Genomic DNA, 11,135 nt, shown 5'->3' with positions numbered 1-11,135 from the left:
CGCCGCCGTGGCGTGCCTGGAGTGCCCGCACGGTCTCGGGCCCGGCGCTGCTGGCGATGAGGATCGGCCCGGCGCCGATGCGCTCGCCAGCCCAGGCGAGCGCCGCCTCGATCTCGGCATCGCCTTCGAGGAGGCGTTCGGGGTCGAGGCGCCACACCGGCATCAGGGCTTGCGCCGCCGCGATCTGGCCGAGCGTCGCCTGCGAGCAGCTGCCCGCGAGGCAGGCGGCCAAGCCCCCCACCGGCGGGCCGAGATCCGCCGCGTCGGCGGACGCGGCCGCCCGACCGGCCGAGACCAGGGCGCGGGCAAGGCCGAGGCCGAGGCCGGAGGCACCCACCGAGACGCGGTGGCGCAGGGCCGCTTTGCCCAGGGTCTCGAGATCGGCCTCCACCACCGCATCCGCGATGGCGGCCCCCGCGCCCTCGGCGGCCAGCGCTTCGAGACGGGCGGCCACGGCCTCGGCCCCCCGTGCCACGGTGGCGAAGTCGACGAGGCCCACCGGTGCCGCGCTCTGGCGGGCCAGCACCCGCACGAGGTTGGCGTCGCGCATCGGGTTGAGGGGATGGTCCTTCAGCGGGCTCTCGTTGAGCGGCAGCGCGCCGACGAAGAGGTTGCCCTGGTAGACGGTGCGGCCCGTCTCCGGAAAGGCGGGGGTGACGAGGGCGATGGCCTCGCCCGCGTCGCCGCGCAGGGCGTCAAGGACGGGGCCGATATTGCCCTGGTCCGTCGAGTCGAAGGTCGAGCAGATCTTGAACAGGACGTGGCCGGCGCCCTGCCGGCGCAGCCAGGATTCGGCGGCCCGCGTGCGCGCCGCCGCCTCGGCGGCGGGGATCGAGCGGCTCTTCAGGGCCACCACCACGGCGTCGACGTCCGCGAGCGGGAGGTCGTCGGCGGGGACGCCGATGGTCTGCACCGTGCGCAGGCCCGCCTTGGTCAGCGTGTTGGCGAGATCCGAGGCGCCGGTATAGTCGTCGGCCACCGATCCGAGGGCGAGGCTCATCGGGACGTCTCCCGAACCTGAGACGCCCGGTAGGGCTCGAACCAGCCCAGGCCCTCGGCGGTGCCGGCGGCCGGGTTGTACTCGCAGCCGACGAAGCCGGCATAGCCGAGCCGGTCGAGCTCGGCGAACAGGAAGGCGTCATTCATCTCGCCGGTGCCGGGCTCGTGCCGGGCCGGCACGCTCGCGGTCTGGACGTGCCCGACCATCGGCATCAGGGCGCGCAGGCGGGTCGTCACGTCCCCGTGCAAGATCTGGCAATGGTAGAGGTCGAACTGCAGCTTGAGGTTCGGCAGGCGAAGCTCACGGATCAGGGCGGCCGCCGCGTCGAAATCGGCGAGGAAGTAGCCCGGCATGTTGCGGGCGTTGATCGGCTCCAGAACGAGGTCGAGGTTTTCGCGAGCCACCCGCTCGGCCGTCCAGGCCACCGCGCGGCGGTAGGCGCTCTTCGCCTCTGGGTCGGCGGCATCCGCCATGCCCGCCATGAGGTGGAGCCGGGCGACCCCGGTGGCCCGGGCGTAGGCGAGGCCCATCTCGACGCCCGCCTGCATTTCTTCAAACCGGTCCGGCAGGGCGGCGAGGCCGCGCTCGCCGGCCGCCCAGTCCCCCGGCGGCAGGTTGAACAGGGCCTGGGTCAGGCCGTGCCGCTCCAGGCGCTCGGCGATGACGTCCGCCGGATGATCGTAGGGGAACAGGAACTCGACAGCGGTGAAGCCCGCATCCGCCGCGGCCGCGAAGCGGTCGAGGAAGGCATGCTCGTTGAACATCAGGGTGAGGTTGGCGGCAAAGCGCGGCATGGGCTCGGTCTCTCCTCAGGCCTTGGGCGACGGCAGGGTGACGCCGGCCACCTGCGCGTAGAGGCGAGCCAACGAGGCATCGTCGTCCCGGCCCATGCCCGAGCCGGACGCCATCAGGAACATCTGCAGGGCGGCGGCCGCCACCGGGACCGGGTACTTCTCCGCGCGGGCCATGTCCTGCACGATGCCGAGATCCTTGACGAAGATGTCGACCGCGCTTTTCGGGCTGTAATCCCCGTCGAGCACGTGCGGCATGCGGTTCTCGAACATCCAGGAATTTCCGGCGGATGCGGTGATGACCTCGTAGACCTTGGCGAGGTCGAGGCCCTGCTTGGCGGCAAAGCTGATCGCCTCGCTGGCGGCGGCGATGTGGACCCCGGCGAGCAGCTGGTTGATCATTTTGAAGGCGGCGCCCTGCCCGGCCGCGTCGCCGAGTTCGTAGAGCTTGCCCGCCATGGCGGTGAGCGCCGGCCGGGCCGCGTCGAAGGCCGCCTTGGTTCCCGACGCCAGGAAGGTGAGTTCGCCCTCAGCGGCGCGGGCGGCGCCTCCGCTCATCGGGGCGTCGAGGTAGTGCCGCCCGGTCTCTTCCAGCCGGGCGGCGAGGCGTCGCGCGATGGCCGGGTCCATGGTGGCGGAGGAGACGAACACCGCGCCCTTTCGCATGGTCGCGGCGGCGCCGTCGGGCCCGAACAGCACGGCCTCGGTCTGGGCGGCGTTGACGACGACGCAGACCACGACGTCGGCGCCCTCTGCCGCCGCCGCCGGGTTCTGCGCCGCTTGGCCGCCGCTCGCGGTGAAGCGCGAGACGGCCTGCGCGTTCACATCGCAGGCCGCCACCGTGAAGCCGGCGCGGAGGAGCGAACCGGCCATGCCGGCGCCCATGGAGCCGAGGCCGATCACGGCCGCGCGCGGGGTCGCAGTGTCGATGCTCATTGGGGGACCTGTTCGATCAATTGTCGGGGCAGGGATCCGGCGGCGTGGACGCCGCCGGTCTGCGGTCTCAGCGGTTGACCACGTGCTTCGGGGTGACGAACACGCAGACCGAGCCGATCACCAGCATCACGGCGAGCGCATACATGCCGGCGGCGGTGCTGCCGGTGGAATCGCGCAGGGCGCCGATGACGTAGGGGCTGGCGAAGCCCGCGAGGTTGCCCACCGAGTTGATCAGCGCGATGCCGGCGGCGGCCCCCGCGCCGCTCAGAAACGCGGTGGGGAGCGACCAGAACAGGGGCGCGCAGGTGAGCACGCCGCCCGCCGCCACGGAGAGCGCCGCGATGGCGACGACCGTGCTGCCGGTGCTGGCGGCGACCACGAAGCCCACCGCGCCGCAGAGGGCCGGCACGATGAGGTGCCAGCGGCGCTCGCGCATCCGGTCGGCGCTGCGGCCGAGCAGGATCATCACGAAGACCGCGAACAGGAACGGGATCGCGCTGACGAGGCCGATGTTGAGGTTGCCCTGGACGCCCGACGCCTTGACGATGGTGGGCATCCAGAAGGTCAGGCCGTACTGCCCCGTGACGAAGGAGAAGTAGATCAGGCTCATGAACCAGATCCGGCCGTTGCGGAACACGGTGGCGATGGAGTGCGGGCTCGCCTCCTTGCCGGCGCCGTCGGCGGCGATGTCGCGCTCGATGACCTGCTTCTCGGCCGGATTCAGCCACTTGGCCTCCGAGGGGCGGTTGTCGAGGTAGAAGAACACGGCGAGCCCCACCAGCACCGCCGGCACCGCCTCGATCAGGAACATCCACTGCCAGCCCGAGAGCCCGTGCGTGCCGTTGAAGCTGTCCATGATCCAGCCGGACAGCGGGTTGCCGAAGATGCCCGAGACGGGAATGGCCGACATGAACACGGCGATCACCCGGGCGCGGCGATGGGCCGGGAACCAGGTCGTCGTGTAGAGGATCACGCCCGGATAGAAGCCGGCCTCGGCGAGGCCGAGCAGGAAGCGCATGATGTAGAACGAGGTCGCCGAGTTCACGAACACGAACCCGGCGGAGATGATGCCCCAGGTGATCATGATGCGGGCGATCCAGACCCGGGCGCCGACCCGGTGCAGGATGACGTTCGAAGGCACCTCGAACAGGAAGTAGCCGATGAAGAACAGGCCGGCGCCGAGGCCGTAGACGGTCTCGCTGAAGCCCAGCTCCTGGGACATCTGCAGCTTGGCGAAGCCCACGTTCACGCGGTCGAGATAGGCGACCACGTAGCAGAGCATCAGGAACGGCACGAGCCGCCAGAACACCTTGGTGTAGGTCTGTTGGACGAAACTCGATGCAGGCGCGTCGGCGCCCCGCGCGGTTGCGGCTGGCACGCTCATGTTTCCTCCTGCCGGCGCCCGCGTTGCGAAGCGTCGTTTTGGCGTTGCAGCATTTTATCATGGCGTTGCTCGTTTTGGCAGCGCTTGCATCTTGCATAACAGGCGTTGGCAGCGCTGCCAATCTGATTGTTGCCGGTATCTAAGCTTGCTATGGCGTGTGACCGCGCGGAGTGCCGGGTGTAGGGGACGACCGTGCCGATGAACGTCCATGAGCCCGAACACGCGCCCGAACGCCGGCTCGTGACCCTCTCCGACGTCGCCCGCGCGGCGGGGGTGGGCGAGAGCACGGTCTCGCGCGTCCTGCGCAACCAGGGCTCGTTCTCGAAGCGCACGCAGGACCGGGTCGCGGAGGCCGTGGCCCGCCTCGGCTACGTTCCGAACCGGCTCGCCGGCATGCTGGCGGGCTCCGGCACCACGGCGGGGGCGAAGCTGGTGGGCATCATCATCCCCTCGCTCACCAACATCGTGTTCCCCGATCTCCTGCGCGGGGCCAATGCGGCGCTGGACCGCGACGGTTTCCAGAGCGTGATCGGGGTCTCGGACTACGACCCGGAGCGCGAGGAGGCGCTGATCGGCGCCCTCCTCTCCTGGCGTCCCGCCGGGCTGATCGTCACCGGCCTCGAGCACACGGCGGGCGCGGTGGCGCGCCTGCGGGCGAGCGGCATCCGCATTGTCGAGATGATCGACACCGACGGCGCCGGCCTCGACATCGTGGTGGGGTTCTCCAACCGGAGCGTCGGCCGCGACAGCGCCCGCCACCTCCTCGGGCGGGGCTATCGCCGCATCGGCTATGTCGGCCACGACATCGGCCGCGATTTGCGCGCGGCCAAGCGGCTGGCGGGCTTCTGCGAGACCCTGAGCGAGGCCGGTCACCCGCTCGCCGAGCGCGAGATCGCCCCGGGCCCCTCCTCGGCGGCGGCGGGGCGCGCGGCCCTGGAACGCCTCCTCGCCCGCCGGCCGGACCTCGACGCGGTCTACTTCTCCAACGACGACATGGCGCTCGGCGGCTACTTCCACTGCCTGGCGCAACGGATCGCGGTGCCGGGGCGCCTCGCCCTGTTCGGTTTCAACGCCCTCGACATCGCCGCGGCGATGCCCCAGCCGCTCACCACCATCCGGACCCCGCGCCTGGAGATCGGCGCGGTCGCCGCCGAGCGCCTGGGGGCCGACGGGCCGCCGGAGGTGATCGACCTCGGCTACGAACTGATCCCCGGCGCCACCGCCTGAGATCCCCCCTCCCCCGTCCGGGTCAAGGAACGCCATGAGCGAGACCAAGCTTCGTGAACAGATCTGCCGGTTCGGGCGCTCCCTGTTCGAGCGCGGCCTGACCCCGGGATCGTCGGGCAACATCTCGCTGCGCCTCGACGACGGCGGCTGGCTGGTGACGCCGACGAACGCCTCCCTCGGCTTTCTCGACCCGGCCACGATCTCGCGCCTCGACGCCACCGGCGCCCTGGTCTCGGGCCACGCGCCCACGAAGGAGATCCCTCTGCATGCGGCGCTCTACGACAGCCGCACGCAAGCGCGCGCCATCGTCCACCTGCACTCGACCCACGCGGTGGCGGTCTCGATGCTGCCCGAGATCGACCCGAAGGCGGTGCTGCCGCCGCTGACGCCGTATTACCTGATGCGCGCCGGGGCCACCGCCCTGGTGCCGTATTTCCGGCCCGGCGACCCGGCGGTGGCGGATGCGATCCGGGGCCTGGCGGGCCGCTACGCCTCGGTGCTGCTGGCCAACCATGGCCCGGTGGTCGCCGGCACCACCCTGGAGAACGCGGTCTTCGCCACGGAGGAACTGGAGGAGACGGCCAAGCTCTACCTCCTCCTGCGCAACCTCAACCCGCGCCACCTGAGCCCGGGCCAGGTGCAGGATCTGGTGAGCCATTTCGGGCTGACGCTGCCGGAGCACGAGGGGCACGACCACGGGCATTGAGCGGGCTTCGGGCTGTCAGCGACCCCGGAATGATGGTGGAGGTCGTCGGCAACCGCCCTTCTTTCCATGAGAGGAAACCCGCGCCGACGTATCCCCCGCCTTGCGTGACATCCAACCGCCTAACCGGACGCCGCCGCGCCGCTCAGGCCGCCACCTCGATCTGCGCCGTCGGCAGCGCGGCGGCGATCTCGGCGGCGATGCCGGCCGAGGCGATGTTCTTGGACTTGGCCTCGATCTCGAAATCCGCCCACGCCATGTGACGGGTCACCAGCGCGTTCACCGCCCGGTTCCACATCAGGTCGGAATGGGCGGCGAGATCGCGCCAGTTGTGGCCCGCTTCCGTCAGAGCGCCGAAATCCGGAAGCGCATCGGGCGCGTGCCCGTCGAGCAAGCCCTCGCGCGAGACGCTGATATGCGCCACCGGTCGCACTCCGCGCCAGGATTCGCGGACCCGCGCCACGCGAGGATCGTCGGGTTCGATGTACTGCCCCCGGCTCTCGACCCAGTGATGGTGCAGGTCGAGCACCACCGGCACGACGTCGGCGAGGCGCAGCACCGTGTCGAGCCCGAAGAAATTCTCGTCGTTCTCCACCGTGAGGAGGTCGCGCGCCGTCCGCGAGAGCCGGGGCAAGCTGGCGCGAAAGCCCTCTACGCCGGGGTCGCGTGCGCCGACGTGGATGTTGATGTGCGCTCCCTGCGGGTGCCAGCCCGCGCCGTAGCCGAGCATGGCCATGAGCTCGGCGTGGTGCTCCAGTTCCTCTATGCCGTTGCGCTGGGCTGCCGGGTTCTGCGAGGCGATGACGCAGAAGGGGCCGGGATGGAAGCTGAGGCGCACGGCCCCGTCGCGCGCGATGGCGCCGATGCGGGCGAGGCCGTCTTCGACGAGGCGGCGCATCTCGGGTTCGGCATAGATGTCGGCCGCCACCGCGTGGGTGTAGCCGGGCAGCACGTTGCTGGCGATGCGCAGCAGGCGCTCGATCGGCGGCCGGGCCGCGACCCAGGCCACCTGGCGCTCCAGGGCGCCGAGGTTATGGCGCACCAGGCCCTCGATCTTGGCCCGGCGCGCGGCCGGCGCCAGCGTCTTCAGGTGGGCCATGGTGGCGTGGGTGAGGTTCATCTGCAGGGTCGCCTCGCGGGCGGCCTTCAGGGTCTTGAAGGTCTCTGGCGGGGCATCGAGGATGAACTTGCAGCAGAAGCCGAGGCGGGGCGCGGGATCGGGCATGGGATCGGGCTTGAGGTCGGACTTGCTTTCGGTCATGGGGCGACAACGCGGGCCGGCGCGTTTGGTGCGCGGCCGGAACCGGCGCCCCGCGCGCGCGCGTTGCCCTCCCGCCGATCCACGCGCTGGCCCTCTTGCCGGCCCTCCTTGCCGGCACCGGAGCCTCCGATGGATTCCAAACTCGCCGATCAGGTCCGGCACGCGGCCGACCTCGCCCGCCGCCTGACCCTGGCCTACCCGAAGGGCACGCGCCGGGACGACTTTCCCTTCGCGGTGGTGGCCGCCTTCGACGCCGACATTCGCGGGCGCGTCGAGCGCGACCGCCGGATCGAGGACGAGCGCGACCGGGTGCTCATCGCGGCCGTCAATTTCGCCGAGACGCCGCCCGACGACGAGCCCGAGGCGATCGCGCCGGCCCGGCACGCGCTGATCGCGGCGATCGACTACCTCGAACAGGCGGTCCTGCGCTTCGGGATCGTCAACCGCGAGGGCGCACGCCTCGGCTACGGCGAGGCCGGGCAGCGGGTCGCGGCCTCGCGCTGAATTTGTGATGTCGCTCCTTGGGAGCGACGAGCCGGCCCGGGCGTTATCCCGGCCCGCCGACGCGCGATCGCCGGCCCGTCCCCACCAGCGTGGTCCCGTTCCCGATGCGTCGCCTGTTTCCCGTCTTCATCGCCACCGCCGCCATCCTGGCGGGACTGATCCTGTTCGCCTTCGTCAAGCACGGCGACACCGCCCACACCCAGCCGGTGCCCGAAGCCGGCGCGAGCGCCCGCTGATGCCCCGCTGGCTGCCCCTGGCGGGGGCCGGGCTGCTCGCCATCCTGGTGGTGATCGGCCTCGGCCTGTGGAAGTTCGAGCGGCTGCAGGAAGCCCGCATCGAGAATGGCGGGCGCCCGGCGATCCCCGCCTGCGCCCCCGACCGGGTCGGCGAGACGGGCCTGGCGGCCAATTGCCCGGGCACCGCCTTCCCGCCCGCCAAAGCTCCCTGACCGGCGCGCCCTGACGCCGGGGCGCGGGTTCAGATGCCGCCCGCCTCCACGGCATCCGCTTGCTGGCGGTCGACCTCGTCGCGGATGCCGCGTCCGGCCATCAGGATCTCGGCCAGGAAGGCGCAGACGGCGGCCACCGTGCAGATCAGGGCGATGCCGAAGCAGGCGAACAGGATCGAGGCCGTGGCGGCGTCGCGCAGGGCGCCGACGAACAGGGTCAGCACGGCGAAGCCGGTCATGACGGCGCCCGTGGAGGCGAGCACGACCGCGATGTCCAGCATGAAGGATCGGCGGCGCAGGAACGAGAGCTGCCGGGACAGGCGCCCGGCCTCCTGCGGATCGGCGCTGCGCAGGCCGGTGGCCGCGGCGTCGACCTTGTCGGCGACCCGGCCGAGGCGGGTCGAGAAGACGTTGAGGAGCGTCGCCAGCGCGGTGAGCAGGAAGGCCGGCGCCAGGGCGATCTGGATGACGTGGGCGATGTCGTCGGGGGCGACGACCGTCGTGGCGGCTGAGAACGGCATCGCGGCCTGATAGGCGAGGTTGATGGCCGGCGAAACCCGCGATCGCGTCCTCAGAGATAGTGGCGGAACACCACGTGGTCGTCGCTTGCCCGCTGGATCGCGGGCTCGCCCGACGCGTCGGCGGCCCGGCAGGTCGTCGCGGCGACGGGGGCGAGCATCGCCAGGAGGCTGAGGAGCCAGCGGAAGGGACGGGCTGCGATCATGGGAAACACCTCGACCGGATCTGGGGCGGATGGGGTCACATCGTCGTGATGGCGTCACCTGCGCGTCGGCGAACCTCGGCTCTCCCGTCATCCGGTATCCCGCGTGCGTCTGGCTGTGCTCCGACGCACGCGGCCGGTCCGAAGCCAGACCGGGCCTACTGGTTTCCGATCGACGGGCCGCCGGCCGCGCCGCCGGTGCCGGGCGGTCCGGCGGTGGGCGTGCCGCCGATGTTCACGCCGGGCGTGCTGCCGGGCACGGATGCCGGGCTCGGGTTGCCCGGAACGCTCGGGGCGGGGCGCAGGCCCTGGTCCGTGTCGCGCGGGGTGGTGCCCGGCACCGAACGCGGGGGCGACACGCCGGTGTTGCCGGCGCCGCCGGTGGGCGCCAGGGTCTGGGCCTGCGCGGAGGCCGCCAGGGACAGCGAGAGGGCCAGCGAGAGGGCGAAGGCCGTGGCGAGGGTTGTGCGCGTCATCGATCCGTCCATGCGGTTGCGGGGTGCTCACGCAACGGCCGGGGCGGGTTTAAGTTCGCGACCGCCTCCGTGGCGACGCCGGTCAGAACGCGAGCTTCATCCCCCCGACGACGTTGCGCGGCGCTCCGGCGAAGATCGACCCCGTGGTGCCGGCGAGCACGGCCGCGCCGTTCTGGAGACCCGTCGTGGCGCTGAGCCCGTTGGCCAGGTTCTGGGCCGAGACGGCGTAGGTGGTGTCGAGGATGTTGCGCACCTCCGCGTAGAGGGTGAGGCGCTTGGCGTAGCCGCCCGTCAGCTCGGTGGCGTAGTGCAGGTTGGCGTTGAGGATGGCGTAGCCGGGTGCGCGCAGCTGGTTGGCGTTGTCGAGGAAGAAGCCGTCCTGCACCACGGCCTCGAGATAGCCGCCGAGGCCGGCGAGCGGCCCGGTGGGCTGGTCGTAGCCGATCCGGGCCAGGAGCTGGTGGGCGGGCACGCCCGGGATCGCCTTGCCGGCCCGGTCGAAGCGCTGCGAGAACCGCCCCGCGCTGAGCTGCTCGACGTAGCGGGTGTAGGTCTGGTCGTCGAAGGTGTAGGCGAGCACGCCCCGCCAGCCCGGCGCGAAGGCCCAGTCGGCGCCGACCTCGATGCCGCGATGCTCGGAGGCCGGGGCGTTGAAGGTGTAGCTCTGCAGGCCCGCCCCCGGTGATTGCGAGACGAGCTCGTTGCGGAAGAACTCCTGGAAGCCGGTCACGCTGACGCGCAGGGTCTCCACGGGGCTCCAGTCGAAGCCGAGGTCGAACCCGAGATTCTCCTGGGTCTGGAGCCCGGTGTTGTTGCCCGGAACGCCCGCGGCGGTGACGAACAGGTTGCTGGCGGCGGGCGTGGTGTAGCCCGTCGCCGCCCGGCCCCGGAACGCCCATTCGGCGTTCGGGCGATAGACCAGGGCGAGTTCCGGCGCGACGTTGCGGAAGCTGCGGTCGGCATCCGCCACCGTGGTGGTGCGCCCGGCCGCCGAATACCCGTAGGCGAAATTGCGTCCCATGATCGTGGTGGTCTCGGCGCTGATCCCGAGCACGCCGGTCCAGCGGTCGGACAGCGCGACCTCCGTTCGGGCCCGGCCGCCGAGATTCGACTGCACGGCACTCTGTTCGGCGGTGAGCGCGCCGAGCGCCGGCCCGTTGCCCAGGACCCGGTTGAAGGTGGTGATGTGGTTGTCGATGGTGTTGTAGGCCAGCGCCACGTAGCCGACCGCCGGCAGGCCGAACAGGTCGTAGCGCCGGGTCAGGTCGGTCAGGAAGTTCCAGGACGGATAGGAGCCGCGCGAGGAGGTCGTGTAGAACGGCTGGTCGAAGTTGCGCTCGTCGAAGCCGAGTTGCATGCGCCAGGTCGTCTGCGCGTCGATGTCGTGCTCGAGCCGTGCCGCCACGATGGTGCGCCGGTCGTTGCGCCCGAACGCGCCCTGCGCCGCGGTCACCGGCACGGTGGCGCCGAACGCGCCGTTGGCGAAGAGATTGGTCAGCGTGCAGCCCGGCGCCGCCGTGGCGGCGGTGGCGCAGCCGCGCTGGTAGGGGGTGATCCGGTACTGGTTCAGGGAGGATCGCGCCGGCAGGTCCGCGTCCACGACGTTGTCGATCACCTTGAGGGTGAGCCGGGTGTCGGGCGTCGGGGTGTAGCTCGCCAGCAGGTTGATCGTCTGGGTGTCGTA

General features: G+C 71.4%; 14 protein-coding genes. 5 read left to right on the top strand and 9 right to left on the bottom strand.

Annotation, left to right across the window (positions count from 1 at the left end; translation table 11 throughout):
* From otnK to JWQ05_RS09690, 4 genes are all read right to left on the bottom strand, one after another.
* On the bottom strand, positions 1-1,000 hold a 1,000-nt coding region (otnK, locus tag JWQ05_RS09705; RefSeq protein ID WP_299657977.1), incomplete at its 3' end, for a 3-oxo-tetronate kinase.
* Positions 997-1,794: a 2-oxo-tetronate isomerase gene (gene otnI / locus JWQ05_RS09700; protein ID WP_299657975.1), complete on the bottom strand. Its 798-nt coding sequence runs from the start codon at positions 1,792-1,794 to the stop codon at positions 997-999. The genes otnK and otnI, both read right to left, overlap by 4 nt.
* Positions 1,795-1,809: 15 nt before the next feature.
* Positions 1,810-2,727 carry an L-threonate dehydrogenase gene (ltnD, locus tag JWQ05_RS09695; protein ID WP_299657974.1) on the bottom strand — a complete coding sequence of 306 codons (918 nt, stop codon included), beginning with the start codon at positions 2,725-2,727 and terminating at the stop codon, positions 1,810-1,812.
* Between the two features lie 67 nt (positions 2,728-2,794).
* Complete coding sequence (locus JWQ05_RS09690; protein WP_299657972.1) at positions 2,795-4,111, bottom strand: MFS transporter; 1,317 nt, start codon at positions 4,109-4,111, stop codon at positions 2,795-2,797.
* 198 nt (positions 4,112-4,309) lie between these two features.
* Between JWQ05_RS09690 and JWQ05_RS09685 the strand changes: the two genes are divergently transcribed.
* A complete protein-coding gene (locus JWQ05_RS09685) occupies positions 4,310-5,338 on the top strand; it encodes a LacI family DNA-binding transcriptional regulator (RefSeq protein ID WP_299657970.1) in 1,029 nt (342 codons plus the stop codon).
* 34 nt (positions 5,339-5,372) lie between these two features.
* A complete protein-coding gene (locus JWQ05_RS09680) occupies positions 5,373-6,044 on the top strand; it encodes an aldolase (RefSeq protein ID WP_299657968.1) in 672 nt (223 codons plus the stop codon).
* Between the two features lie 142 nt (positions 6,045-6,186).
* Here the strand turns inward: JWQ05_RS09680 and JWQ05_RS09675 are convergent, their stop codons facing one another.
* The gene (locus JWQ05_RS09675) at positions 6,187-7,266 is read right to left on the bottom strand and encodes a UV damage endonuclease UvsE (RefSeq protein ID WP_299657978.1); all 1,080 of its coding nucleotides are present in this window, start codon (positions 7,264-7,266) and stop codon (positions 6,187-6,189) included.
* 165 nt (positions 7,267-7,431) lie between these two features.
* On the opposite strand from JWQ05_RS09675, the gene JWQ05_RS09670 reads away from it, so the two are divergent.
* The 3 genes from JWQ05_RS09670 to JWQ05_RS09660 all read left to right on the top strand — a co-directional run bounded on the left by JWQ05_RS09670 (position 7,432) and on the right by JWQ05_RS09660 (position 8,254).
* On the top strand, positions 7,432-7,806 hold the full coding sequence (locus JWQ05_RS09670; RefSeq protein WP_299657967.1) for a hypothetical protein: 375 nt from the start codon (positions 7,432-7,434) through the stop codon (positions 7,804-7,806).
* 104 nt (positions 7,807-7,910) lie between these two features.
* Positions 7,911-8,042 carry a hypothetical protein gene (locus tag JWQ05_RS09665; RefSeq protein ID WP_299657966.1) on the top strand — a complete coding sequence of 44 codons (132 nt, stop codon included), beginning with the start codon at positions 7,911-7,913 and terminating at the stop codon, positions 8,040-8,042.
* Entirely contained in the window at positions 8,042-8,254 is a 213-nt protein-coding gene (locus tag JWQ05_RS09660; protein WP_299657965.1) for a hypothetical protein, read from the top strand. Before JWQ05_RS09665 ends, JWQ05_RS09660 begins: the two co-directional genes overlap by 1 nt.
* 29 nt (positions 8,255-8,283) lie before the next feature.
* Here the strand turns inward: JWQ05_RS09660 and JWQ05_RS09655 are convergent, their stop codons facing one another.
* The 4 genes from JWQ05_RS09655 to JWQ05_RS09640 all read right to left on the bottom strand — a co-directional run.
* Complete coding sequence (locus tag JWQ05_RS09655; RefSeq protein ID WP_299657964.1) at positions 8,284-8,775, bottom strand: DUF2721 domain-containing protein; 492 nt, start codon at positions 8,773-8,775, stop codon at positions 8,284-8,286.
* A 50-nt stretch (positions 8,776-8,825) separates the two neighbouring features.
* The gene (locus JWQ05_RS09650; RefSeq protein ID WP_299657963.1) at positions 8,826-8,978 is read right to left on the bottom strand and encodes a hypothetical protein; all 153 of its coding nucleotides are present in this window, start codon (positions 8,976-8,978) and stop codon (positions 8,826-8,828) included.
* A 155-nt stretch (positions 8,979-9,133) separates the two neighbouring features.
* Entirely contained in the window at positions 9,134-9,451 is a 318-nt protein-coding gene (locus JWQ05_RS09645; RefSeq protein WP_299657961.1) for a hypothetical protein, read from the bottom strand.
* Between the two features lie 82 nt (positions 9,452-9,533).
* Positions 9,534-11,135 (bottom strand): TonB-dependent receptor (locus tag JWQ05_RS09640; RefSeq protein WP_299657960.1); only part of this gene is annotated, 1,602 nt, incomplete at its 5' end.

The sequence above is a fragment of the Methylobacterium sp. genome, assembly GCF_028290105.1.
In the GTDB taxonomy this organism is placed as follows: domain Bacteria; phylum Pseudomonadota; class Alphaproteobacteria; order Rhizobiales; family Beijerinckiaceae; genus Methylobacterium.
This window is presented reverse-complemented; position numbering and strand designations above follow the sequence as displayed.